The 25,505-nt window shown below is 52.1% G+C and carries 20 protein-coding genes; all 20 read left to right on the top strand.

What is annotated here, in order from left to right; genetic code table 11:
• Positions 1-122: 122 nt before the first annotated feature.
• The 20 genes from mads1 to GN111_RS25270 all read left to right on the top strand — a co-directional run bounded on the left by mads1 (position 123) and on the right by GN111_RS25270 (position 25,490).
• A complete protein-coding gene (gene mads1 / locus GN111_RS25365; RefSeq protein WP_435050922.1) occupies positions 123-347 on the top strand; it encodes a methylation-associated defense system helix-turn-helix domain-containing protein MAD1 in 225 nt (74 codons plus the stop codon).
• Between the two features lie 172 nt (positions 348-519).
• Entirely contained in the window at positions 520-1,632 is a 1,113-nt protein-coding gene (locus tag GN111_RS25360) for a DEAD/DEAH box helicase (protein WP_155306435.1), read from the top strand.
• A gap of 350 nt (positions 1,633-1,982) precedes the next feature.
• Entirely contained in the window at positions 1,983-2,759 is a 777-nt protein-coding gene (locus GN111_RS25355) for an IclR family transcriptional regulator (protein WP_155306434.1), read from the top strand.
• Positions 2,756-4,135, top strand: a complete 1,380-nt coding sequence (locus tag GN111_RS25350; RefSeq protein WP_155306433.1) for a CoA-binding protein — start codon at positions 2,756-2,758, stop codon at positions 4,133-4,135. Before GN111_RS25355 ends, GN111_RS25350 begins: the two co-directional genes overlap by 4 nt.
• Before the next feature lie 39 nt (positions 4,136-4,174).
• Positions 4,175-5,563, top strand: coding sequence for an acetate--CoA ligase family protein (locus GN111_RS25345; RefSeq protein ID WP_155306432.1), 1,389 nt, complete (start codon positions 4,175-4,177; stop codon positions 5,561-5,563).
• 54 nt (positions 5,564-5,617) lie between these two features.
• The gene (locus GN111_RS25340) at positions 5,618-6,517 is read left to right on the top strand and encodes a phosphate acyltransferase (RefSeq protein WP_155306431.1); all 900 of its coding nucleotides are present in this window, start codon (positions 5,618-5,620) and stop codon (positions 6,515-6,517) included.
• A gap of 20 nt (positions 6,518-6,537) precedes the next feature.
• Positions 6,538-7,383 (top strand): phosphate acyltransferase, encoded by an 846-nt coding sequence (locus GN111_RS25335; RefSeq protein WP_155306430.1) that lies wholly within the window; start codon positions 6,538-6,540, stop codon positions 7,381-7,383.
• Positions 7,384-7,394: 11 nt separating this feature from the next.
• Positions 7,395-8,468, top strand: coding sequence for a butyrate kinase (gene buk, locus GN111_RS25330; protein ID WP_170302464.1), 1,074 nt, complete (start codon positions 7,395-7,397; stop codon positions 8,466-8,468).
• Between the two features lie 96 nt (positions 8,469-8,564).
• Positions 8,565-9,263 (top strand): acetate--CoA ligase family protein, encoded by a 699-nt coding sequence (locus GN111_RS25325; protein WP_155306428.1) that lies wholly within the window; start codon positions 8,565-8,567, stop codon positions 9,261-9,263.
• 80 nt (positions 9,264-9,343) lie between these two features.
• A complete protein-coding gene (locus GN111_RS25320; protein ID WP_176603302.1) occupies positions 9,344-9,625 on the top strand; it encodes a hypothetical protein in 282 nt (93 codons plus the stop codon).
• Between the two features lie 184 nt (positions 9,626-9,809).
• Positions 9,810-10,430, top strand: a complete 621-nt coding sequence (locus GN111_RS25315; protein WP_155306427.1) for a TetR/AcrR family transcriptional regulator — start codon at positions 9,810-9,812, stop codon at positions 10,428-10,430.
• A complete protein-coding gene (locus GN111_RS25310) occupies positions 10,427-11,902 on the top strand; it encodes a TolC family protein (RefSeq protein ID WP_155306426.1) in 1,476 nt (491 codons plus the stop codon). The genes GN111_RS25315 and GN111_RS25310 overlap by 4 nt, the downstream gene beginning before the upstream one ends.
• On the top strand, positions 11,899-13,116 hold the full coding sequence (locus tag GN111_RS25305) for an efflux RND transporter periplasmic adaptor subunit (RefSeq protein WP_155306425.1): 1,218 nt from the start codon (positions 11,899-11,901) through the stop codon (positions 13,114-13,116). Before GN111_RS25310 ends, GN111_RS25305 begins: the two co-directional genes overlap by 4 nt.
• A complete protein-coding gene (locus tag GN111_RS25300) occupies positions 13,103-14,110 on the top strand; it encodes a patatin-like phospholipase family protein (protein WP_155306424.1) in 1,008 nt (335 codons plus the stop codon). The genes GN111_RS25305 and GN111_RS25300 overlap by 14 nt, the downstream gene beginning before the upstream one ends.
• Entirely contained in the window at positions 14,100-14,594 is a 495-nt protein-coding gene (locus GN111_RS25295; RefSeq protein ID WP_155306423.1) for a hypothetical protein, read from the top strand. The genes GN111_RS25300 and GN111_RS25295 overlap by 11 nt, the downstream gene beginning before the upstream one ends.
• Complete coding sequence (locus GN111_RS25290; protein ID WP_155306422.1) at positions 14,591-17,665, top strand: efflux RND transporter permease subunit; 3,075 nt, start codon at positions 14,591-14,593, stop codon at positions 17,663-17,665. Before GN111_RS25295 ends, GN111_RS25290 begins: the two co-directional genes overlap by 4 nt.
• Entirely contained in the window at positions 17,662-18,690 is a 1,029-nt protein-coding gene (locus GN111_RS25285; protein ID WP_155306421.1) for a putative ABC transporter permease, read from the top strand. Before GN111_RS25290 ends, GN111_RS25285 begins: the two co-directional genes overlap by 4 nt.
• On the top strand, positions 18,687-23,198 hold the full coding sequence (locus GN111_RS25280; RefSeq protein WP_155306420.1) for an acyl-CoA dehydratase activase: 4,512 nt from the start codon (positions 18,687-18,689) through the stop codon (positions 23,196-23,198). The genes GN111_RS25285 and GN111_RS25280 overlap by 4 nt, the downstream gene beginning before the upstream one ends.
• Positions 23,199-23,393: 195 nt before the next feature.
• Entirely contained in the window at positions 23,394-24,380 is a 987-nt protein-coding gene (locus tag GN111_RS25275) for a DUF6781 family protein (protein WP_155306419.1), read from the top strand.
• A 105-nt stretch (positions 24,381-24,485) separates the two neighbouring features.
• Positions 24,486-25,490 carry a lipid A deacylase LpxR family protein gene (locus tag GN111_RS25270; RefSeq protein ID WP_155306418.1) on the top strand — a complete coding sequence of 335 codons (1,005 nt, stop codon included), beginning with the start codon at positions 24,486-24,488 and terminating at the stop codon, positions 25,488-25,490.
• The last annotated feature ends 15 nt before the right edge of the window (positions 25,491-25,505 follow it).

The raw sequence follows: 25,505 nt of genomic DNA, 5'->3' as shown, positions 1-25,505 counted from the left end.
CCTTGTTTATGCTGGTTTGTCTGGATGGGGCATTGTATGCCGAACCGTGCAGACCGTTCCATCAACTAACAACTCGAGGCCGTCTTGAAGATTGGCAATAACGCTCGGAATGAGTGGAGACAATGATGGAAGATCGATGGCTCTCCGTAGATGAGATTGCGGTTTATCTCGGTATCAAGCGGGATACCGTTTACAGGTGGATAAGCGAAAGAAATCTGCCGGGGCACAAGATAGGCCGACTCTGGAAGTTTAGAAAAGAAGAGATCGACGAATGGGTGAGAACCGGCGGTGCAAACGAGCCCGAAACAGCTAACGAGACCTTTAAGAATAGGAAACGAGAGACATAATGGCCCGACTCGAAGAGCTAAAACGCGGAGTGACTGTCAAAGGCATCATGCCTGATGGGTTTATCTGTCGCTGGACGAAGATTACTTGACACTGGTCTCAGCCAGGTCATCAGAAGATTTGACAGCACCGCCCTCTCAATAATTTTTCCTTCGGAATGCACTTCACCAAACACTGAGGGTTTTCCGAAGGAAAAAGTTTATCACCGTTGTTGATGTGTCATGGATCGGCTCTGTTGCCATAGAACTCACATACAAGGACAGCAAAGGAAAGCTGGCAAACGAACTGATCTACAGGGATCGCGAAGTCGATCTCGAAATCTTGGAATCCGGCAAACCCTGGAGCTTTGACGGTAATGCGGATTTGTTGCGTCTTGTATCCGAGGCGCAACGCTTCCGCCTTGCGTACCTTTTTGATCCACTCTTGGCAGTGCATACATCGCTTGTCGATCCGTTGCCACATCAGATCACAGCCGTGTGCGAATCGATGTTACCACGTCAGCCGCTTAGGTTTCTGCTCGCAGATGATCTTGGCGCTGGTAAAACCATTATGACAGGGCTTTTGATTAAAGAACTGATCGCTCGCGGCGACCTGCAACGGTGTTTGATTGTCTGTCCGGACAATTTAGTCGAGCAATGGCAAGACGAGCTTTGCCGACGATTCCATTTGCCCTTCGAGATCATGACGAACGACAAGTATGAGGCGGCACGGACCGGGAACTGGTTCACAGAGAATCCTCTCTCGATTTGCCGCCTCGATAAACTCACTCACAACGAGGATGCACAAGAAAAACTCAAGACCACTGATTGGGATGTCGTGGTCTGTGACGAAGCCCATAAGATGAGTACCTCATTCTGGGGAGGTGAGATTCGCCGAACCAAACGCTACAAGTTGGGACAACTACTCCCCACTCTGACGAGGCATTTTCTGCTTTTAACTGCCACTCCGCACAATGGTAAGGAAGAAGATTTTCAACTATTCATGGCTCTGGTTGATGGCGACCGATTTGAGGGAAAATTCCGGGATGGTGTTCATTCGATAAATGCATCCGACCTGATGAGTCGAATGATCAAGGAGGACCTGTTGAAGTTCGATGGTCGTCCGCTGTTTCCAGAAAGGAAAGCCTACACCGCCGAATACGAACTCTCCGATGGAGAGGCCGATCTTTATCAGCGTGTCACAGACGTTCGCGAGGAGTTCAATAGAGCCGAACAACTCGCAAACGATAGACGAAGGGGCACAATCGGCTTTGCTCTCACTGTCCTTCAGCGTCGCCTTGCCTCATGAGGGCCGACCCCGTTTATTTGGCCGGGCTTTTAGAGACTATCCTGAAAGATTTTATGTGGTTTTGGTCCCGAAAGGAATCTGTAGAGCCGCTGAAGACTCGTGTCGAAAAAGTGAAAAGCCTTTTGCTGACTTGCATTAGAGAGGGGACGATCGTGCAGGACAAAGGGGCGAAGGACTGAAGGGCTATCTGAGTTTTGAAGCTGTTAAGCGTCGTGTCGGCTCTCGCATCAAGTGCCCCAGACCTACCGGACATCGAGGTCCTCACTTTACATTTTTTGCTTGACATAAGGACCGGAGCATTGTTACCGTACCATATATGATTTCAACAGAGTCATATAGGGTACTATTTCATGGCAGGTAAGAACTCCAACCACGCACCCGCCGTAGATCGGGCCCTTGACGTCATCGAACTTTTGGCAAGTAGCGAAAATCCGATGCCCCTCTCGGAAATACTTACAAGACTCGACATCCCAAAACAGTCCCTGATCAGGATATTGAACACTCTGTGTGACAGAGGCGTTTTGGACAGGACAGATCAGAGGGGCTTTTACCGCCACGGAATGAGGTTCATCTATCTTGGGGACAGGCTTCAGGAGAAAGTCAGGCTCCGTTCTGTCGGACGGCCATTGATGCGGGAATTGGCCGAGAAAACCCGCATGACTGTGGAACTCTCCACGCTGGACAGGGATCAGCTTGTCTTGATTGAACAGGTTGAGGGATCAGAGGGTATCCGCCTTTATAGCCGGATAGGGAGTGCGTATCCCTATTTCCACGCGGTGGCCGCAGGAAAGATTTACCTGGCCAATATGGCGCCTGAAAAAAGACATAAGGTGCTTGCGGCCATCGGCCTTCCTCCCATGACGAAGAACACTATAACGGAACCGAGGGTACTTGAAGAGGAAATCCGGCGAATCAAGAAAAAAGGCTATGCAGTTGAGGATCAGGAGTTGCGAGATGGGGTTCGGAGGATCGTGGCGCCCATCCATGATCATGCACACCGTCTGGCGGGCTGCGTCGGGATTGCCGCGACCATTTTCAATTTTGGAATTGAGCAAGAAGAGGATCTGGCCAGGCAGGTTACTGAAACGGCCGAACGGATTTCAGCCGGGATAGGTAGACCAAGATGAAAAAATTTTTCCACCCTGCCGAGTTTGCTGTTTTTGGTGTGGCGGCCAATTCAAGAAATCTGGGAAAAAACATTATCTCCAACTCCCTGGAGTTGGGCTTTACAGGCAAGATTTATCCGGTGGGCAGAGAACCGGGCGAGGTGCACGGCCAAAGGATCATAACCGATCCCCGGTCCTTGCCTCAAGGGATCGATTTGGCGGTGATCCTGGTCCCTGCCAAGTTTGTGGCAGAGACGCTTGAGATGTGTGGGCAAAAGGGAATTCACCACGCCGTCATTTCCACGGGGGGGTTCAGGGAGTTCGACGATCAGGACAACCCGGCGGAAAGCGATCTGGTCGGTGTCGCCGGGCGATATGGCATTCGATTTATCGGCCCTAACTGCATCGGCGTTATATGCCCCGAATCTGGCCTTTGCACGCCATTCAACCCGATGCAGGTTGGGAGGTTCAAGAAAGGACCTGTGGGCCTGATCGTGCAGAGCGGGGGGGTAACCACCCAGTGTGCCTATTGTTTTTCCGAACAACACGTGGGTTTTTCAAAAATTATCAGCATGGGCAATAAATTGGACTTGAATGAGATTGATTTTCTAAACTATCTCATCCATGACGAGGATACGGAACAGATTCATATGTACCTTGAAAGCATTGAGGACGGAAGAGAGCTTACAAGGCTGGCCAAAACATCCAGAAAACCGATTGTCATTTTCAAGTCTAACGTCAGTAAAACCGCATCTAAAATCGCTTACTCCCACACGGCGGCCCTGTCGAATGACGACCGGATCGCAGACTGCGCCCTCCGGCAGGCGGGGATCGTGCGGGTGGAAGACATTCATCAGATGACTGTGGCCGCCAGGGCGCTTCAGCTCCCTCCCCTCAGGGGGAACCGATTGGCGGTCATCTCCATGTCAGGGGGGTTTGCCGTGATACTGGGAGATGCGTGTGAGCGATACGGCTTTGAATGTCCCCCACTGCCCCGTGAGCTCATGGACCAAATTGAGGGGTTCAGGCGGGCAGGGGTCATCCGCATGTCCAACCCTATGGATTTCGGAGATGTTCACGACATCAAGGCCCTGGCATTCATCCTCAATCGCTGTCTGGCATTGGATAATATAGACGGCGTGGTCTTATCCTTCATGTATGAGCCTGAGATAGCCAAGATCTTTGGAGACGGGATCGGTACCCCTGAGCAGATCTTGAGTTTCATCAAGAGGATGTCGCAGGAGTTCAACAAACCCATAGCGCTCAGTTTTCTCGCAGAGAGAAAATACATCAAGGATTTCAAGAGAACAAACGTCTTTCCCGTTTTCAATGCCCCTGTGGAGAGTGTTCGTGGCTTGGGTTTGTTACGGGATTACTCGAAAGGGAAAGCCGTGTAATTGCTCCAAGGGAGGCAAGCACGGTCAGGGGCTTTAGGTATGGGAAACAACTTGCAAGCCATGTTTAACCCTCAAAGCATCGCTGTAGTAGGTGCGTCAGAGGACAATGGTAAATTGGGATACACCATTACGGAGAATCTGATCCGGTTTGGATTTCCGGGTGAGATATTTCCCATTAACCAGAAATACATGACAGTTCTGGGGCGAAAAGCTTATCCCTCCCTCAGCTCTGTTGGAAAACCGGTTGATCTCGTGTTGAGCGCGGTGGGAGCCAGCGCAACGGTGGACGTCGCTGAGGAATGCTCTCGATCACGGAGCAAAGCCATGGTGGCCTATGCAGCTAATTTCAGGGAGGTGGGAGAGGATGGGCGAAAGTTAGAGGCCGCCCTGAACGAGATCGCCGACCGAACAGGCTTAAGTGTGCTTGGTCCGAACACTCCGGGATTTATTAACGGGAATATTTCCCTTAATGCCACCTTTTTCCCTTTCAGGGTTCAGAAAGGAAATGTTGCTGTTATGACCCAGAGTGGAGGTGTGGGCGGAGGCATTTATTACAAGGCCCTTGAGGAACATATGCCTATCGGTTTGTGGATAGGTGTGGGGAACCGCTCAAATCTGGATTTTGGCGATCTGATCCTTTACTTGGGCCAGGATAAAACCGTGGACGTTATCGGTATCTATATGGAGGGGACGGAAAGAGGGGATCAATTGGTTTCCTCCTTGGCAAGGGTGATTCCCCGCAAACCGGTTGTTCTTTACAAGGCGGGGCGTGCTGACAGCGCAGACCGGCTGACCCTCAGCCACACAGGCAGTTTGTCTGGATCGCAAGGTATTTATAGAGGTGTTTTGAAACAAGCTGGTGTGATTCAAGTGGACTCAGTTGCAGAACTGGTCTGCGCCTGCAAGGGTTTGGCGGTTGCGGGGGAACCCAAAGGTGAAAGAATCGGTATGGTGACCCCTTCCGGAGGGGGGAGCATCATTGTTTTCGATCTTCTTATGGAATGGGATTGCCTGTTGCCCCAGTTTAGCCAGGATACCGATAGAACTATCCGGCGTATCATGAAGAATGCCAATTCAGTGGTCTATAAGAATCCCCTTGACCTGACAACAACCGGTTTTGAGGCCGGATTCTACGGTCGCGTGGCAGAGGCCCTGGCCATGGATGTGAATATTGATATTATTATCGCCGTATTTCCTATCCATAAGTATTTTCCACCGCCCGATGACAAGTTCATTGAAATCAGGAAAAAGGTCGGCAAACCTATTATTGTTTATTGGATTGCCGTTGACCGGCCGAACCATGAATACGAGAACCGTAGAAAGGTGCTTGAGGAGAATGGTATCCCAGTTTTCTTGCTCCCTGAGGAAGCGGCTTGGGCCGCAAGAACGATGGCAGTTCGATCGCGATCTATGCATCCTGCGCCTTGAATATTTACATTAAAGTGAGGAGCCGCCGGTGAAGTCTACAAAAAAGGGGAGCCGATGTATCGCAACTTCAAAGAAATAGTGGCCAAGGCAAAAGAAATCGGTCCTCGTAAAGTGGCCGTGCTCTTTCCCGATGACCCCGATGTGATGCGGGCCGCAAGAGATGGGGCAAAGGAGGGTTTGATAGAACCCGTGCTGGTTGGCAATCGTCAGCGCATCGAGTCTGTAGCCAATGAGATCGACCTTCCGATCGAGAACATGGAAATTATTGATCAAGAAGACCCACAAGAGGCTGCTGACCTCTGTATAGATATGGTAAAAACCGGCAAACTGGCCTTTGTCGTCAAAGGCAATATCCTGACGACCTATCTGTACAGGGCATTGATCCGTACCACAAGACAATTGACGCCGGACCAGGTGCCCTGCACGCTCTGTTTTCACGAGGTCACGGGCATTGACAAGATCTTCGTCATTACCGATCCAGGGGTGAACATCCTTCCTGATCTCAAATTGAAGGAAAGGATACTGGCCAACGCCGTAAGCGTCTTGCAACGGCTAGGCTGCAAACGGCCCCGCGTGATGGTCTTCGCAGTTTCGCCCGTCCACGGCGATCCGCCTGGTTCTATCAAAGACGGTATTGCGATCAGACAATCAGCGTTGGAAGGTGGGCTTGGCGAATGTGAAATACTGAGCGCCAACAATCTTTACGACGTCTTCCGAGACGGAACAGTGCAAGATGGAGGATTTCCTGACATATTGATTGTTCCCAATATCGACACGGGAAACATTTTGGTCAAGACCATTGACCACCTGATTATGGGCATTCGTCAATGTGTAACCGTAGGTGGCGGGATCTTTATGCTGACTCCTTCCCGTTCAGATCGATATGAGACGCGCATGACCAATCTGGCCTTTGGTCTGGTCCTGGCCGCGTCAGCCAGTGGAGGAGCGGCGTGAGCGGCGATTTTGGAAAAATAATGAATGCCGCATGCCAAAAGGGGAGGAAGAAGCTATACATCTCCGGCCAGCTGGACCCCGTTGCCGTGAGCTCTGTTCTCAAGGCCCGCGAAAGGGGATGGGTTGAACCGCTTGCATGCGGCAGTGCCTTCACCGGCATGGCCTCCGAAATCAAGGTTCTCTGTCCCTCTGCCGATATCCGGGAAGCAAGGCAGGAGGCCCTGAGCCTGGCACAGGCCGAAGAGCCAGGATTTCTGCTGGATACAGGTCCCTTGGATGCCGGGTTTTTCTCCCTGATTGCCGATAAGAAAACGGACTATAATCATGGGCATATGTTGAGTTATGTGAGCATTATGATTGCCCCCAAAGACGGCCAGCTGACGCTCTTGACCGATACGTTGATCAACAATCAACCCGGGTTCAGGGAAAAGATCGCCATTGTGGAAAATGCCATCCGGGTGGCCAAGGCCCTCGGCATTCAGCGACCTAAAATCGCTGCGCTTTCTGCTCTTGAATTGGTTAATCCGGCGCTCCCTTCCACACTGGACGCCGCGCTTCTCTCCAAGATGTCGGAACGTGGCCAGTTCGGTGATGCCGTCATTGAAGGTCCTTTGGCCATGGACAACGCCGAATCCACATCCGCGGCCAGGCACAAAGGGATCAACAGCCCGGTTCCCGGGGATGTGGATATCTACCTTTTCCCTGATCTGGAGTCGGCCAACCTGACAGTGCAATTCCTAGGCTGGGTGGGCCGATGCCCAATCGCTGGAGTTCTGGCAGGCGCTAAGGTCCCCCTGGTAGTACGTTCCATCCTGGAGCCCCCTGAATCATGGCTGGTCAACCTGGCCCTGGGGTGCTTGCTTTAAAGGCCCACTTCATGTCCAAAATACTGGTCATCGATATCGGTTCAACCTCCACCAAACTGGCGCTTTTCCTCGATCATGATGCCCTTCTCAGGGAAAGCGTAGAGCATGCTCCTGAAAGGTTGTCCCGCCTCCATAGTTATGACGAATGGCTTAAGTTCCATGACGAGGTCGTGACAAGCGTCTTGCATGGGTGGCTCAAGGAACTTGACGGCCTAAGCCTGGTGGTGAGCCGTGGAGGTCTGACCCGGCCGGTCCAAGGTGGCGCGTACTACGTTAATGATGCCATGCTTCGTGACCTTCGTTCAGGGGACTATGGATGGCATCCTTGCAATATCGGTCCATGCATTGCCTCATCCATTGCCGATAGATACGGGACAAAGGCAATCATCTATGACTCGCCGGTGTCGGATGAGTTGATTCAGTTGGCCCGCTTTTCAGGCCTTAAAGGCATGGAGCGGGGAGCGGCATTTCATGTATTGAGCCAGAAGTCGGCAGGCCGAAAGGCTGCACGAGAACTGGGTGTTCCTTACGAACAAGGAAATTTTATCGTGGCCCATCTCGGAGGCGGGATTACAATCGGGGCCCACGAAAAGGGCCGCATTATCGATGGAACACACGGACTCGATGAAGGCCCCTTTACCCCGCAGCGCACAGGGGGATTGCCTCTTCAGGGAGTTTTGAAACTGTGTTTTTCAGGACAATTGACTCAGGAGGAACTGGGACGGAGGCTGTTTGGGCAGGGGGGCGTCCACTCTTACCTCGGTACCCATGACATCGCCGCCATTGAACGGCGCGCTGACAATGGCGATGAAGAGGCTTTGGTGGTGTTAAAGGCTATGGGATATCAAATCAGCAAGGACATATGTTCCATGGCCGCAGTGCTCGATGGACGAATACATGCCGTTGTGTTGACCGGCAACCTTTGCCGCGCAAGAACGGTTGTAACCGAGATACGGAACAGGGTTCGTTTCTTGGGGCAGTTCCTGATCTTCCCCGGGGAAGATGAATTAGAGAGCCTGGCGCATGCCGGACTCAGAATCATGTCTCCGGGCGGAGAGAGCGTCAATATTTATGTGAATAAATGAGAAGGCATTACAAGGAATGGATGCACCGGGCATTTCCATTTTCAATGACCCTGTGGAGAGTGCCCGTGGTTTGTTCCCTATGTGGAGGAAGAACCAATGAAGATTATAGAAAAGGCCTTAGAGGAAGGACAAAGCACTCTTTCAGAATACGAATCTAAACAGGTGCTATCTGCCTATGGGATACCCGTTACGAAGGAGTTATTGGTAAAAGATCTGAAGGGTCTCATAGATGCAACCCGGGAAATCGGCTATCCGCTTGTTTTGAAGGGATGTTCATCGGATATCGCTCACAAGACGGAAAAAGGTTTGATCAAATTGGATTTACGGAGCAAGGAAGAGGCCGTTTCAGCCTTTGATGAGATCTGTGCTCGGATGGGGACCGGTACGAGTGTTCTGGTGCAGGAGATGGTGAAAGGTCATCGGGAGCTGGTCATCGGGCTTAGCCGTGATCCCCAGTTCGGTCCGTGCGTCATGTTCGGGCTGGGGGGGATTTTTACGGAAATCCTGAAGGATATATCGTTTCGCGTGGCCCCTCTGGAAAAGAGGGATGCCTTAGAGATGATGAAGGACATAAAAGGGCATAAGATCCTGGAGGCGGTGCGTGGTATGGAGGCGGCAGATCTCGACATGCTTTCCGATATTCTGATTAAAATGGGTCAGATCGGCCTTGAAAATGAATCAGTGAAAGAGATAGATATCAACCCGGTCATCATCTTCGGGAACAAACCTGTTGCGGTGGATGCCCTGGTTGTGTTGGGGGGCGTGAAAGCTGATGGGCCCCGTCATCAGAATTGAAATCCCGATACCGTTTCCGATACGCTCGGTTAACCTCTATTTCATCGAAGACTCGGTCCCTACCCCGCATCTCGCGCCTGATGGCTCTGGCGATTCGCTACAACGGGCTGGTGGGCAGCGGTGAAGTGCGTGATTATGCGGATCTGGCGCGACTCGGTTACGTGACGCGGGCCAGGATCACGCAGATCATGAACCTGCTCAACCTGGCCCCCGACATTCAGGAAGCGCTCCTGTTTCTGCCCCGCACGGTCAAAGGCCGTGATCCAATCCGTGAGAGGGATGTCCGCCCCATCACCGCCGTCGCCCATTGGCACCGCCAGCGCAAGATGTGGGCGAAGCTGGTCAAGAACCGTATACCCTAATAGAAACCCATGCCGCACATTATCTCTGCCCGAGGTTCTATTCCATAGGAAAATATGAGATATTTTTTACATTTCTGCTTGACACGGGAACATCTTGTTCTATAATCTGAAGCAGATGTCATATTATAGAATTTGCTGATTTTTAGCAGTATCTGATACCGCCCAAGCATATGGAGGTCGAGTAATGCAAGATGAGAAGCTCCCACGTCGGGAAAGAGAAAAACGCAGACATCGTCGGCAGATGCTTGCCGCTGCACTCGAGCTTTTCTCGAAGAAAGGATACCACAACGTATCCATGCACGAGATTGCAAAAAGAGCAGAGTTTGCCATCGGAACGCTTTACAAATTCTTCAAGAACAAGGAGCACCTCTACAAGGCCCTCATGATGGAAAAGGCAGCGGAATATCATCATACCCTGAGCGGAGTCCTTTCGAGGGAAGGTGACGTACTGACTATTCTCAAAGACTACATTTCCGCTAAAGCGGGTATCTTTGCCGATGACGTTGCCACGTTGCGGCTCTATTTTGCTGAAACGCGGGGGGCGAGTTTCAACATCAAGGCTGGTCTCGATCAGGACATTCGCAAGCTTTATGACGAACTGGTAGAGCAACTGGCTTCGACACTGGAAAAAGGTATTCGCAAAAACGTGCTTCGCGATCTGAGCCCCTACTATATGGCCGTGGCCCTGGAGGGGCTCACCAACGCTTTTCTCTTCTGTTGGCTGGAAGATCCGGAACAGCATTCATACGAGGCGAATGCCCCGGTGATCAGGGACATGTTTCTCAAAGGGGTGATGGCCGAATGAAAAAAGCCTTAAGGATAACAGCTCGCACCATGGTTATGCTTCTGGTGGGAGGTGGATTGCTGCTGACAGCGGGTTGTGTTTCTATTAGCGCTGCCGCCGAGCCGTTGCACGGCCATTCCGATGCAATCGCCGAACAATCGCCGGAAATAGCAGGCAACCGTCCTTCTGCTCCCGTTGAGGCGCTTCGCAAGCTCGAAAAAGATGGCAATATACACCTGTCGTTAAGCGATTGCCTGAAAATAGCGTTGCAACAGAATTACGATATCCGCCTTACACGGGAAGCCCTGACTCAAGCCGATACAAAGATAACTCAGGCCAGATCGGCTATGCTCCCATTTTTGGGGGCGGAGGCTTCCTATACACGACTGGACGAGGAGTTGAGTTTTGCAATGGGGCCGCAATCATTGACCTTCATGGATCGTGATCAATACAAGGCGGGGCTCGTCATCCGGCAGCCCATTTTCACGGGAGGGCGATTGAATGCGGCGCGCAAGGCATCCCAGTATTCACGAGACGCTCAAGCTCAAGAGAACAGGGCTGTTGAAGAGGAAGTCGTTTTCCAGGTTACACGCGCTTATCGGACCGCACAGTTGGCCGAAGCGTTTCAAGGTGTTGCCGTGGAGGCCGTCGATCTTCTTGAGGTGCATGAACATGACGTGGCGATTCTGGTGGAGAAAGGGGCGAATCCGGAAATTGACCTGCTTCGCACCCGAACGGAACTTGCCAATGCCCGCAAAGATCTGAATGGCGCTGACAACGCCGTCGACCTGGCATATTCTGCACTTAAGAACTTGCTAAGCATGCCCCTTGAAGAATCAGTCCGTTTGACGGAAGCCTTGGTGCGGTCGCCCGGGCCGGGGGCGGATCTTTCGTCTCTCACCGAGTTGGCCCTTTCGCAACGTCCCGAACTGTCTGCAATGGATTCCAAAATGGCAGCTGCGGAACAGGCGCTTAAAGCGGCCAGGGGGGAATACCTGCCTACCATTGCCCTGGAAGGGCGTTACGAATATATGGAAGGCGATTTTCGGGATCTGGAAGGCGGTGACCACTGGACGGTTGGAATAGGGGCACAGCTTCCCCTCTGGAATTGGGGGAAAACCGCTGCCAAGGTCAGAGAGGCGGGATCGCAACGGGCTCAGGTAAAAATCCAGCGAGATAAAACGACAGATCGCATTCGTCTTGAAGTGCGCCAAGCCTTCCTGGACCTCGGAAAAGCAGAAAAGAATATCGATGCGGCTGAGAGTGCACTGAAGACAGCCAGGGAGGCTTACCGCCTGGCAAGAGCCAGCTACCGGGCAGGAGAAGGCACAAATACCGATGTGCTGGACGTCCGTACGGCCTTAAGTCGAGCTGAAGCGAATCACACGCAGGCTCTTTTTGATTACAACGTTGCCCTTGCCGCCCTTCATCGAGCGGTGGGCGTAATGGTGATAGAGCCGCCTGATATCAAGGAAAAGGAGTCTGCCGAATGAGACGAAGAGGAGTCTATATATCCATTGCTATTGCGGCTGCTGTTATTGCGTTCTTGGCTGTCCAAGTTTCCAGGAAGCAATGGCAAAAAGATGAAGATCCGAACACGGCGAGCAAGGCGTTGCCTGTCACAATCGCATCTGTTGTCCCGCACGAATTCGCTGATGAAATCAGCGCCGTCGGCACCTTGAAAGCCCGAGAAATGAGTCCGCTAAGCCCCAAGGTGGCAGGAACGGTGAGCCGGGTTCTGGTTGATATCGGTGAGCGCGTCAATGCCGGTGAGGTCATTATAAAACTGGACAGAACAAACTATGATCTCGGCGTCAAGCAGGCCCGGGCGGCGCTAGCAGCAGCGGAAGCAGCAGTTCCGCAGGCTGAAGCCCAGTTTGAACAGGCCGAGAAAGAATACCGCCGCGCAATCGAACTGCTGAAGGAAAAAGTGATTCCGCAAAGTCGCTTTGATGCATCAGAAGCGGCCTTTAAAAGCGCCAAGGAAGCGGTGTTCTACGCCAGAGCACAGAGGGACCAAGCAAAGGCCGCCTTGGAGACAGCGCTGGAACATCTCAAGGATGCAGATATCCGATCGCCTATCGGCGGCACTGTCGTGGAGAGAAATGTGGAAATCGGTCAGGCGGTCGCTCCCGGCGGCCGACTTCTGCTAATCGTGGACCAAACATCTCTGAACCTGGATGTCGATTTGCCGGAAGCAGACATTGGCCGGATTGTCGTTGGAACTGTTGCGCTGATCACGACAGACGCCTTCCCGGGACATGAGTATTCAGGGAAAGTAACCGTTGTCAATCCATTGGTGGACCGAAAGACGCGTACTTTCCGCATGAGAATCGAGGTGCCGAATCCGTCCGGGAAGTTGGTGGACGGAATGTATGCCAGGGTGAAGCTTTCGGCAGAGAAAAGAAGGTCCCTTGCCGTTCCCCGTGAAGCCTTGCAACGCCTCCCCGGCAGCGGCACCTATTACGTTTTTGTGGTGGAAGAAAATAAGGCCCATAAGCGAACGGTCGAAATTAGTGCCATGGATGACCAATATGCCGAAGTGATGGACGGCCTGGTGGAGAACAACAAAGTGGTTACCAGCGGAGCGGGGCGTTTGCAGTCAGGCATGGAGGTAAGCGTGCAAGATATTTTGAACAAGAATGGGACGGATAACTCTGGGGGACAACTTTTCAAGAAGAACGGCGGTGAACATGTCGGACGATAACTCAGGTTTTCCGAAAAATATTGGCCTGGCTCTGGGTAGCGGCTCCGCACGGGGATGGTCTCATATCGGTGTACTACGGGCAATAGCTGAGGCAGGAAAAGAAATCAGGTACGTCGCCGGCACCAGCATTGGTTCGTTGGTAGGGGCCGCATGTGCCCTTGGCAAAATGGATGTGCTGGAAGATTTTGCCCGTCAGCTCGACTGGAAACAGATTGTTTCCTTCCTGGATGTAACTTTTCCGAGGTCGGGACTCATTGATGGAAAGAAGATCAGCGATTTCTTTCGTTCTCATGTTCGAGAAATGAACATTGAAGAATTACCTCTCCGCTATTGCGCGGTTGCCACCGACTTGGCCACGGGTCGTGAGGTCGTGTTGAACAAAGGGGACCTCATAGAGGCAATCCGCGCGAGCATCTCGGTTCCGGGCATTTTCACGCCGGTCAGGAAAAACGGCGGCTTTCTGGTGGATGGGGGGCTGGTCAACCCCGTGCCGGTGAGCGCTGTCAGGGAAATGGGAGCGGATTACGTCATCGCTGTTGATTTGAACCATGACATCGTCGACAAAAGGAGTGCAGGCAGCATCGACCCGGTTGCTCCTTCATTAAAAGCTGCGGTTGATCAGCCCCAGCCCGCAAAATGGAGAATCGCGCAGGCTCTGACCAACAGGCTCAGCGAATTCGATTCGCCCGCGTTATCGCAAGTGCGCCAGTGGCTGCAAAGGGACCCCGTGCCAAATATTTTTGATGTGTTGACGACTGCAATCAATATTATGGAAGTGCAGATCACCGCGACAAGATTGGCAACCGATCCGCCCGATCTGCTGATTCGGCCAAAGCTGGGGGATATTCGTTTTCTCGAATTCCATCGGGCCGAGGAGGCCATTGCCGAGGGATACCGAGAAGCCATGGCGCAGCTCAAAGAAAGATGGAAATGTGCTGCCAAAAGAGATTTACCAGGAGGTTTTTTACCGGGGAGGACGGAAGATGGGAATTAATATTTGTCAGTTACAAGAAAAACGCCTCGTTGATCGTCTGCGTTCTCTGAGGGTCAAAGGAGAAGTGATCGAGAAAAAAAGAATGGAATCATTCAGTGGACGGCCCGAAAGGAAGATTGTCGTTGTCAAGTTCAAGAACAGGATAATTGAAACAAACCTTGATGACGCAGAATTCGAACGGACTGAGATCGGGGAACGGATTTGGTTCTCTCCTCCGGTCCCTGATCGTGATCCGTGCACTTGCCATCTATTCGTCTGGCTGACTGTTGGAATCACATCTGGGGCACTGGCAATCTGGGCCATCACAACCCATTTTCATGGAAAAACCGCCGCTATCCTTTCTCTTGTCGCAGCAGGTTGGATCAGCGTTATTGCCTGGGCCAGGATATGTTCGCACGAGCAAAGCAAATGCCTTCGGGACCTTAAGACGGAAGTCGACTTTTTTGAAGCTGACGGTGACGACAAGCAAGGGGAACAGAAATGAAATTACCGGAGATATCCGTCCGCAGGCCGGTCACGACCGTTATGGTTTTCGCTGCCATTACATTGCTGGGTTGCGTGGCTTTTTTCAGGCTCAACCTCGACTTGTTACCGGATATTGAACCTCCGGCCGTGAGTGTCATCACACTCTATCCGGGGGCTTCCGCCACGGATGTTGAGTCGGAGGTGACCAAGTACCTGGAAGACCAGCTTTCAACCACACCGAATCTCGACCGGCTGGAGTCAAAGTCAAAAGACAACATCGCCATCGTCAATTGCATATTCAACTGGGGCACCGACCTGGATGTTGCGGTCAACGATATCCGGGAGAAGATCGATCTTGCCAAGCCGGACCTTGCCGATGGAGCGGAAGACCCCTTTATCTTCAAGTTCAGCAGTTCCATGGTGCCGGTGCTCGTCATGACAGTGACGGCGGAAGAAAGCAGTCCCGATCTTTACAGAATTGTGGACAAGCAAATCGCCGATCCGTTGAAGCGTGTGCCCGGCGTGGGCGCTGTCGTCTATATCGGCGGTCAGGAAAGACAGATCAATGTGCATTTCGACCGCGAAGCAATAGATGCTTATCACATTTCCGTCCAGCAGATCAGAAATGTTCTCGCCGCTGAAAACCTGAACCTTCCGGTGGGCACCGTCAAGATCGGGAGGAATGAACTCCAAATCAGAGTGGCGGGGCGCTATCGGGATGCAGCGGAAATCGCAAATACGGTGATCGGAAGCAACGGCGACGCGCTTGTGCGGCTCAGAGATGTGGCCACGGTCACCGATGCCTTTGAGGAGCCGCAGGAGTGGGCGCGTTCCGGCAAGCTTCCTGCGATTGCCTTGATTATTCAGAAGCAGTCCGGGACCAACACCGTCAACGTGATCGAAGCCATAAAAGATCGCCTCAAGACACTGAAGACCGAAGTGCCGGCGGATATCGAAATCCACGGGATTCTGGATAACTCCGATCACATTTATGCGATGATCAATAGTTTGACCGAAGCCGCCGTCGTCGGAGGTCTTTTGGTCATTGTCGTCTGTTTCCTGTTTCTTCGGCGGTTTCGCACCAGCCTGGTCGTCTCAATGGCAATTCCTTTTTCGATTATCATCGCCTTTATCGGCCTTTTCGTCATGAATTATACCATCAACGTCATTTCCCTGATGAGTCTTGCCATTGCCGTGGGAATGGTGGTGGACGACGCCATCGTCGTACTTGAAAACATCGTACGGCATGTGGACGATGGCAAGCCTCCGCGGTTGGCCGCCGTGGAGGGAACATCGGAAGTGGGTATGGCGGTAGCTGCATCAACATTGACCATTGTAGCTGTCTTCGCCCCTCTTCTCTTAGTGAAAGGGATCGCCGGCATCATCTTTGGTCAGTTGGCGTTCATAATCTTGATTACGATTCTGGCCTCGCTTTTCATTTCATTGACGTTGACCCCCATGGCTGCTTCCCGTTTGCTCCGTTCACGGGACCAAAGAAAGCTCAATCCGGTATTTGTATGGAGCGAGCGTTTGCTGAATGAAATCGAAGCCGGTTATTCTCACGTCCTGGGATGGGGACTAAGGCACCGTAACATTTTGCTTTCACTTATAGTTATTGTATTTATCGGCAGTCTGGCACTGATTCCTTTGGTCGGTACGGAATTTTTTCCCGAAGTGGATTCCGGGGAAGTGGAGGTGGTCTTGGAGATGGCGCAGGGCACCCGAGTGGAGGTCACGGCCGGAACCACGGAAGAAATGCTCAACGCGGTGAACGCCATTCCGGAAATGGAAGCCTCCTATGCCCTGGCAGGTCAGACCAAGAAAGGTTTTTTAACAGCCCTCGGTTTTGAAGAGGGAACCGGCATCGGTCGCATCGGAGGGCGTCTCATTGATAAAAAAGAACGGAGTCGCCATGCCAAGGAGATCGCTTCGGAGCTTCGTGAGCAGGTCATAAAACTGCCGGGCGTTGAGAAGTTTTCCGCAAGCGCCGTAAGCGCCATCCAAAAGGCGTTCCTGGGAGGGGGCCGGCCTATCAGCATCGATATTCTGGGCCATGATATCGAGACGACCGACAAAGCCGCCGCAAAGATCCAGCGCATCGTGGAAACCACACCCGGCGCAGTGGATGTCTCTGTCAGCAGAAAGAGACCACGGCCGGAAGTGCGGATTTGTCTTGACCGGGATAAGGCGGCATCCCTGGGATTGAATGTGGCGCTTGTCGCCGACGCATTGAGGACCAACTACTATGGATTCGATGATACGAAGTTCCGGGAGGCGGGTGACGACTTCGACATCGAGTTGCGACTGAAAAAGGACCAGCGGAAAACGATTCGTGAAATCGGGGAAACCCCCATCACCACCCTGACCGGTCAGACCATTAAGCTCCGAAACGTCGCGTCTGTTCGTGAAACCTTTGGGCCTGTTGAGATCGACCGGAAAAACAGGACCCGCGTCACAAAGGTTCAGGCGGGCGTCCAGGGCAGGGTTCTGGGGGATGTGGTACGGGATGTTCGAGAAAAGATGGCCTCTCTTGACCTGCCTCCCGGCGTTTCCATCGAATGGGGCGGGGAGGTGGAGGAACAGCGAAAAGCGTTCCGCGACCTGACCCTCCTTTTGATTCTGGGAATAGTCCTTGTCTACATGGTCATGGCAGGGGAGTTCGAGGATTTCGTTGATCCATTCATCATCATGTTTTCGGTTCCTTTCGCCTTCGCCGGAGTGATATGGGCCTTCGTTGCCACGGCCACTCCGCTCAACCTGATGAGCTTCATCGGGGTAATCATGCTCATGGGCATTGTTGTAAAGAACGCCATTGTGCTCGTGGATTATACCAAGCAACTGAGAGTAGGTGGGATGACGCTAAACGAAGCGGTGGTCACGGGAGGAAAAACACGCCTGAGGCCGGTGCTCATGACGAGTTTGACCACCATATTCGGCATGGTCCCATTAGCCCTTTCCAGAGGGGAAGGCTCTGAAATATGGAATGCACTGGGCATCACGGTCATTGGGGGACTGTCGATCAGCGGCCTTGTGACATTGATTCTGGTGCCGCTAATGTATTCGCTGGTTCACCGGAGTAGAGCAAAATGACGGCCGATGTTGTAAACTTCTTCTTTTCTTTCTCCTTTTTTTCCATTCTTGGATGGATGCTGGAGGTCTCCTATCGTTCCGTGCGTGACAAACGGTTCGTCAATCCCGGCCTCTTGAAGGGGCCGTATCTCATCCTTTACGGTGCCGGCGCAGTGATGCTTATGACAGCGGTTTCATTGCTGCAGGAATCCAATTGGGGAACCAAGGCCTTCGCTTATTTCATAATCACAACCGGACTCGAATTCGGCTCCGGATTGGTTGCTCAATACTTTTTCCAGATCCGTCTGTGGGACTATTCGGACCAAAGATTTAATTATAGGGGGCACATCTGTCTAAAATTCTCCCTGTACTGGATACTGCTGGCCTTCGCTTTTGAATATGCCGTTTTGCCCCCCTATCAAAGCATGCTCGTCCTGCTTTCACCGGTCTTCAAGTGGATAGTGGCCGGAGCAACGATCTCAATCATGTCGATGGATTTCCTGGCGGTTGCAGCCGAGCGTTTCCTCCGCCTGACGCCGGAAGAGAAAACTCTGATGGAGACGGAATTCGTCAACACGGCAAGGCCGCTTCTCGATCTGCCGGAGGTTGCAAAACTGGCGCAGTATAACCATCACAGGGGGAAAACCCGATTGGATCATGTGGAGGAGGTGGCCTGCCTGAGCTTTCGCTGGGGAAAAAGACTTTCCCTAGACACCCGGGCGATTATCCGGGGTGCGTTGCTGCACGATCTTTTCTATTATGACTGGCTGCATGACGGACCCAGGTTGCACGGTTTCCGGCACCATACTATCGCTCTTGAGAACGCCCGCAGCATCACCCGCCTTACCGAAAAAGAAGCGGATATTATTAAAAAACACATGTGGCCGCTTACTGTTATACCGCCGCGCCATATGGAATCGCTGGTGGTTTCTCTGGTGGATACCTTTTGCTCTGCAAGGGACTATCTGAGCATGAAGAAACAAGACAAACCCGCAAAGGCGGCCGCCCTTTGCGTTCATCCGGAACCGGGAGACGAAAAAAGATGAAGAACCATGCAGAAAGTCTCTATTTTGCCGGGATCGATATCGGTTCAACTACAGCCAAGGCGGTCATCCTGGATAAAGAGGGCGGCATGGTATTTTCCCGCTACTGTCGTCATCAGGGAAAAACCGTTGGAACAACACGGCGTATTTTTAATGACGCCCTTGAGAAACTTGGCGACGTGGAGCTTGCTTTGGCGGTTACCGGATCGGCGGGGATGGGTGCGGCCGAATTCTTCGGCCTGCCGTTCGTGCAGGAAGTGGTGGCCTCCGCGCACGTCATCGAAAAGTTTTTCCCCGAAGCCAGGACATTTATCGAAATCGGCGGAGAAGACTCCAAAATAATATTCTTTGACAGCAGTGGCCGCCCCGATATCCGGATGAACGGAAGTTGCGCCGGCGGGACCGGTGCTTTTATCGATCAAATGGCGGTTCTCCTGGGTGTTGATGTAGCGGGACTGAACGTTCTGGCCGGAAAAGCCACGAATATTTATCCGATTGCGTCGCGGTGCGGCGTTTTCGCCAAAACCGACATCCAGGCCCTGCTGAGCCGCCATGTATCCAGGGAAGATGTGGCGGCTTCCATATTTCATTCGGTCGCCCTTCAGGTGATCACCGCCTTGTCCCGTGGACGGGATATGGAAAGAAAAATACTGATCGGAGGCGGGCCGCTGACATTTTATCCAATCCTGCGGAAAGCCTTTGCAAATCTGCTCAATATTGAGCATCCGGATGACCTGGTCATTCCGGATCATCCGGAACTGCTTCCCGCCATGGGAGCGGCCATGGTGCGCAATGGCAAACCATGTCGGGGCCGGATCAGCAATTTTTTATCCATGTCCGAGAGAGGCGTCAGCCGTGTAACCAACAGCGGCACCAAAAGGCTGCCCCCCCTGTTTGCAAGCAATTGCGAATTTGAAATATGGCAAAAAAGGCATGAGCGAAATCTGGTTCCCAGGATTGACCTGCCTGAGGCAAAAGGAAAAGGTCTTTTTTTAGGTGTGGATTCGGGGTCAACCACCACCAAGATCGTCCTTGTCGATGAGAAAGGCAAACTGGTTCTGGGCTATTACGGCTCCAACAACGGCGATCCCATCCAGGCGGTAAAAAAGGGACTGGCCGAATTCAGAAAAAAGTTTGTTTCCGCCGGATTTCACCCGCGGATCGTCAGAACGGCGGCCACCGGCTATGGTGAAAGTCTCATAAGAACCGCCTTCGGGCTGGACGACGGCCTGGTTGAGACCATGGCGCATTACCGGGCGGCGCGGCGCTTTGAGCCGGATGTATCCTTTATTCTGGATATCGGCGGGCAGGACATGAAGGCGATCTATATTCATGACAACGCCGTGGCTGAAATTCAGATCAATGAGGCCTGCTCATCGGGATGTGGTTCCTTTATTGAGACGTTTGCCCGTTCGCTAGGGTATAGTGTCCAGGAATTCGCAGAGATTGCATGCGATAGCGAATCACCTTTTGATCTGGGAACCCGCTGCACCATCTTCATGAACTCCAAAGTGAAGCAGGCCTTTCGGGAAGGGGCGACGGTCGGCGACATTTCGGCAGGTTTGGCGTATTCGGTTATCAAAAATGCTCTGTACAAAGTGCTGAAGCTGAAGGACGTCGATGTCCTGGGGAACAAAATCGTAGTTCAGGGCGGAACATTTCGAAATCCAGCCGTATTACGCGCCTTGGAGGTGCTTCTGAACAAGGAGGTTATGAGACCGGATATTTCCGAGCTGATGGGAGCCTACGGTGCGGCCCTGACAGCCCTTTCAAATCATCGTGCGCATGTTGTGGCGGCCGTTGCTCCGCAGCAAGAAGCGCTGAAAGGTCCGGATCGGCCGGTACGGGAGACCGACGACCTGGTTTTTGAGAAATTGGTGATGGGAAGTGGTTTTTCAAAAAAGGAAATCCGCTGCCGGGGATGTGAAAACCAGTGCAGGGTTTTGAAACTGACTTTCAGCAACGGAAACCATTTTTATACAGGGAACCGATGCGAGCGGCGCTTCAGCAACAATCCGGATGTGCAACGCAAAGGAAGGAACCTGATTGATGATCAGATAAGGCTCCTGTTTGAGCGAAACACGGAACCCGAAGGCGAGCCGATTTTCACCTACGGTATCCCCCGCTGTCTGAACATGTATGAAAACTTTCCCTTTTGGTGCGCCTTTTTGACCACATGCGGCTTCAGGGTGGTTCTCTCGTCCGAGTCCAATTTCAAATTATATGAAAAGGGGTCTTCCACTGTCATGTCGGAAAACATCTGTTTCCCCGCCAAACTTGCCCATGGGCATATTTTCGATCTTGCCGGGAAAAACATCGACAGGCTGTTCTATCCGACCGTCGTCTATGAGGAAGAAGAATACGCAGATGCTTTAAACAGTTATAATTGCCCGGTGGTTACCGGATATCCCGATCTATTGAAGAGTGCTGTCAATCCAGAGAAAACATTCAAAATCCCCCTGGACAATCCACCTGTCAGCTTTAAGGATTTCGGTTTGCTGAAAGATCAGCTTTATCTGTTCTTCAGGCGGTTTGGAATCAATTACCGCACGATATCAGAAGGTGTTGAAAAGGGCGTCAAGGCGCAAACAAATTACAAGACGGTACTCAGGTCCATGGCAGAAGCGTTGATAGCCAGGTCGGAGGCCGAGGGACGGACAACCGTTGTCCTCTGCGGCCGACCCTACCATGCAGACCCGCTTGTCAACCACGGTGTTCCGGATGTATTGACGGAACTCGGCGTGGACGTCGTCAGTGAAACCGTGCTTACCCTGAATGCAGATACCGTCTTTCTGGAAGATGTCAATGTCCTGACCCAGTGGAGCTATGCCAACAGGCTGTACGCAGCGGCAAGGTGGGTAACGAACACGGCGAATGCCCAAATGGTTCAGTTGACCTCTTTCGGCTGTGGGCCGGATGCGATTTCGGCCGATGAGGTCAAAGAAATCCTGCGCCATGGTGGGAAAATTCATACCTTGATCAAAATGGATGAAATCGCCAACCTGGGCGCCGTCAGGATCAGACTGCGCTCCATGCTGGAAGCGGTGAAGGGAAAGAACGGCAAAACGAGGGACGCAGGGGGCGGCACAATGCAAACGGGCCGGGCGGTTGTGGGCAGGGCCGGAAAGAGAACCCTGATTGCCCCCTATTTTTCACCCTTCTATTCACCGCTGGTCCCGTCGGCTTTCAGGCCCTTCGGTCACCGGGTTGAAGTTCTTCCGCCCCAGGATAGGGGGTCGGTTGAATGGGGGCTTAAAACCGTCAACAACGATATGTGCTACCCCTCTGTCCTGGTAGCCGGCGACATTATCAAGGCATTTCAATCAGGCAAGTACGATCCTGAAAAAACCGCAGTAGTCATGACCCAGACCGGCGGTCAATGCCGGGCATCCTCCTACGTGTCGCTTATCAGAAAAGGACTGGCCGCCGCCAGCCTAGATGAGGTTCCGATAATCGCTATATCCAATGAGGAAATCAATGCACAACCGTGGTTTAAAATAGATAAAATGGGGCTGATAAAACGGATGGGCTTGGGAATTATTTTCGCCGATCCCCTGGCCAGGATGTATTTATCAATAATGGTCAGGGAAAAGGTGCCCGGGACATCCAAGAACCTGCATGAAAAATATCTCTTTGAAATGGAGACAGGCATCGAGAATGCAGATTATTATTATCTTCTCAATCTTCTGAAAAAGGCCGTGGCGGACTTCAACCGGGTTGAGATCAACGACAAGACTGTCCCAAGAGTCGGAGTCGTTGGAGAAATCTTCGTTAAATATAACTTCTTCTCCAACGGAAATATCATCGACTGGCTGTCCGGCCAGGGGGTGGAAGTGGTTCTTCCTCCTATACAGAATTTTTTCGCCCAGCGCTTTATCAATGAGACCTACGACCAAAAGGCCTTTTTTAAACGTTCTTTGGCGGATCGTATCAAATACAGACTGCTGGAGATATACTCAAATTACCATGTCGGCCAAATCGAGCGGATTATGCAGGAATTTCGTTTTTACAGAAAGGCTCATGACCTAAGAAAACTGGCAGCGATAACCGGCGAGGTAGTCAGTTTGGCCAATCAGTTCGGCGAAGGATGGCTTCTTACGGCTGAAATGATCGCCATGCTCAATGAAGGGATCGGCAACATCGTCTGTCTCCAGCCCTTCGGCTGCATTGCCAACCACATCACCGGGCGGGGCATGGAAAACAAACTCAGGGATATGTTTCCTCATCTGAATCTACTTTCACTGGACATGGATGCAGGGGCAAGCGAGGTCAACGTGATGAACCGCCTCCATTTTATGGTGACAGCCGCACGGGAAGAGGTGGACCGCGAGGCGGGGAGGTTGGTCGGGCCGGAAATAATTCGACAATTTACCATTCCCAGTGTATGGGCGCAAGAACTGAATATGTTCAACAATTACGCATCACTGGAGGTTGAAAAATGGAGGGCATGGGTGTCCGGTCTGAGATTGTGGGAAAAAGCGCGCAAAGTAAGGCGAAGAATCAGCTTGTAACCATCAACATCATCAAATTTTAAGGAGGCACAAACCATGTCGGAAAATAAAATGAAGGACCGTATTGGTGAAGAAGTAAAGATTGCTAAAGAGACAGGAAAGATTACATCGAAAAAGATTCATGAAATCATCAGAAAGGCGGTGGCCGATGCCGTGTCGGAAGCCAAAGGTGGCGCTGAAGAAATCCGGCCCATCGTGGCCGATGCCCTGTCCGCCGCCGTGGAAGGACTAAGGGCTGCCGACACAGATGTCGCGGAGAATATCAAGGCTGCTCTGGAAGGAGCTGTAGATGGTGTTCGTGTCCATAAGGATCAGGCTATCGATGTTGTCAGAAAAAAGATACGTGAACTTGAAGCGAAACTTGAAACGGAAAAAGCCGAACTGGCACAATCTGTCAAAGATGCCCTCCAGGGAACAAAAGACGCTGGCGAAACATTTTCAGAAGAGATCCGAACTCAGATCGAATCGGTTGCGACCGACATCAAACTGAATAGTACGGAAATATTAGGTTTGACCAGGGAGACGGTCAAGGAGGCGGTCAAACAGGCCATCGAAACCGGCGAGAATGTGAGAGAGACCGTGACTCAGATTGCCAAGGATGCCACGGAAAGGGCATTTAAAGAGAGCCGGTTCACCGCTGACCGGGTGAAGAAAATTGCCGAAAAGGTCATGTCCGGCGCAGTGGAGGCCGCGGAGGAAGTGGGTCAAGAGGTCAAGGATGTTGCCCATGGTGCCTTTGAAGGGGCCCAAAAGGGAATCGCGTCAACGGTAGAGTCTATTGGAGACAAAACTAAGGAATTTGTCCACGATGATCTTGCCCGGACAAAGGAAGACCTTGAAGCAATCGAGGAGCTTTTCCTGGAGTCTGCCGGCAGGGTGGCAAAACGCTCCGGAGAAACAGCAAAGACAGTATTGGTCGATCTGGTGGAACAAACTGAAAGAACGACTTCCGTGCTAAGAGAAAAAAGCGGCCACGCAGCGGAAAAAGTCGCCGGAAGACTGAAGAAAGCTGGAAAAGAAGCCGTCAAAACGAGCGTGAACACCGCCGACAAACTAGCCCGCGCCATGGCCGAAGAGGCGATAGCGCTTGGGAAAAGATCCGCAGAAGTTGCAAAGGGGGCCATCTCGGGGATGTGGGAGGGAGCAAAAGACGCCCTTCAAAAAGAAAAGGACAACCAGTAGCGACTCGACCAAGCATTTTCATGGCAAGAAAAAGCGATAGAAGATCAAGGGCTTGTGGCAGCTGAAACTGTGAAACGAACTGCATTCAAATATTTGGTATGGCCAATGAGCATTGCACTTGTTTTTGGGGGTATACCGTGTGACGCCGCGGAAAATTCACGGACATTCAGCTTTTATTTTGAAAACGATCTGTTTGCGGATACCGACCAGAGCTACACCAACGGTATAAAGCTGTCCTGGATTTCACCCGACTTGACCGGTTATGCAGAGAGTGGCAGGCTGCCGGGCTGGAGCTTGCCGCTCATAGGCAGGCTGCCTTTCATCAATGAGCCGGGGCTGCAACGCAATGTCGTCATCTCCATCGGACAGAACATGTATACACCTGGGGATCTTGAGGCTGAAGATCTGATTGAAGATGACCGCCCATATGCGGGATGGACCTACTTCGGCATCGGCCTGCACAGTAAAAATGAGCGTCGCCTGGATTCGATGGAGATACAGATCGGCATGGTAGGTCCCGCATCTTTTGCCGAACAGACGCAAAAATGGGTTCATGAATGGAGAGGGGATCAATGCCCGAATGGCTGGGACAATCAAATCAAAGACGAACCTGGACTTGCCGTCATATACGAACGAAAATGGCGCTTTCTGTATGCTAGGGATATCGGGAAACTTGGTTTTGATGTCATTCCTCATCTGGGCGGCGCACTGGGCAATGTTTACACCTATGCCAATGCCGGAATGGAAGCCCGGCTGGGATGGAATATCACCAGGGATTTCGGGACCTCTCTAATCCGACCAGCCGGCGATTCCAATGCCCCTCTGAGTGCACAGGACCCGCGCGTCAAAAGTGATCATGGCTTCGGACTGTATGTGTTTGGTATGGTCGCCGGGCGTGCCATGCTGCATAACATTTTTCTGGACGGCAACACCTTTACCGACAGCCACAGCGTTGATAAAAAACGTTTTGTGGCTGATATTGGAGCAGGCGTCGGATTGATCATTCAGCGCTTTAAGCTTTGCTACACCCACGTTTTGCGGACAAAAGCGTTTGAAGGACAAGAAGACGATCAGGTTTTCGGCTCCATTACCCTTTCTTTTACATACTGAGTTTTGATTTTCTCA

This window comes from Desulfosarcina widdelii, from assembly GCF_009688965.1.
Lineage (GTDB): Bacteria > Desulfobacterota > Desulfobacteria > Desulfobacterales > Desulfosarcinaceae > Desulfosarcina > Desulfosarcina widdelii.
The sequence above is the reverse complement of the archived record's forward strand: the minus strand, read 5'-3'. Positions and strand labels throughout refer to the sequence as shown.

Bases quoted from the DNA above. Each gene is read 5' to 3' on its own strand.
- GN111_RS25285 (WP_155306421.1), top strand. From the start codon at position 17,662: ATGACGGCCGATGTTGTAAACTTCTTCTTTTCTTTCTCCTTTTTTTCC.
- GN111_RS25320 (WP_176603302.1), top strand. From the start codon at position 9,344: ATGGCTCTGGCGATTCGCTACAACGGGCTGGTGGGCAGCGGTGAAGTG.
- GN111_RS25305 (WP_155306425.1), top strand. From the start codon at position 11,899: ATGAGACGAAGAGGAGTCTATATATCCATTGCTATTGCGGCTGCTGTT.
- GN111_RS25340 (WP_155306431.1), top strand. From the start codon at position 5,618: ATGTATCGCAACTTCAAAGAAATAGTGGCCAAGGCAAAAGAAATCGGT.
- GN111_RS25310 (WP_155306426.1), top strand. From the start codon at position 10,427: ATGAAAAAAGCCTTAAGGATAACAGCTCGCACCATGGTTATGCTTCTG.
- mads1 (WP_435050922.1), top strand. From the start codon at position 123: ATGATGGAAGATCGATGGCTCTCCGTAGATGAGATTGCGGTTTATCTC.
- GN111_RS25335 (WP_155306430.1), top strand. From the start codon at position 6,538: ATGAATGCCGCATGCCAAAAGGGGAGGAAGAAGCTATACATCTCCGGC.
- GN111_RS25350 (WP_155306433.1), top strand. From the start codon at position 2,756: ATGAAAAAATTTTTCCACCCTGCCGAGTTTGCTGTTTTTGGTGTGGCG.
- GN111_RS25300 (WP_155306424.1), top strand. From the start codon at position 13,103: ATGTCGGACGATAACTCAGGTTTTCCGAAAAATATTGGCCTGGCTCTG.
- GN111_RS25270 (WP_155306418.1), top strand. From the start codon at position 24,486: ATGAGCATTGCACTTGTTTTTGGGGGTATACCGTGTGACGCCGCGGAA.
- GN111_RS25325 (WP_155306428.1), top strand. From the start codon at position 8,565: ATGAAGATTATAGAAAAGGCCTTAGAGGAAGGACAAAGCACTCTTTCA.
- buk (WP_170302464.1), top strand. From the start codon at position 7,395: ATGTCCAAAATACTGGTCATCGATATCGGTTCAACCTCCACCAAACTG.
- GN111_RS25280 (WP_155306420.1), top strand. From the start codon at position 18,687: ATGAAGAACCATGCAGAAAGTCTCTATTTTGCCGGGATCGATATCGGT.
- GN111_RS25345 (WP_155306432.1), top strand. From the start codon at position 4,175: ATGGGAAACAACTTGCAAGCCATGTTTAACCCTCAAAGCATCGCTGTA.
- GN111_RS25295 (WP_155306423.1), top strand. From the start codon at position 14,100: ATGGGAATTAATATTTGTCAGTTACAAGAAAAACGCCTCGTTGATCGT.
- GN111_RS25315 (WP_155306427.1), top strand. From the start codon at position 9,810: ATGCAAGATGAGAAGCTCCCACGTCGGGAAAGAGAAAAACGCAGACAT.
- GN111_RS25355 (WP_155306434.1), top strand. From the start codon at position 1,983: ATGGCAGGTAAGAACTCCAACCACGCACCCGCCGTAGATCGGGCCCTT.
- GN111_RS25290 (WP_155306422.1), top strand. From the start codon at position 14,591: ATGAAATTACCGGAGATATCCGTCCGCAGGCCGGTCACGACCGTTATG.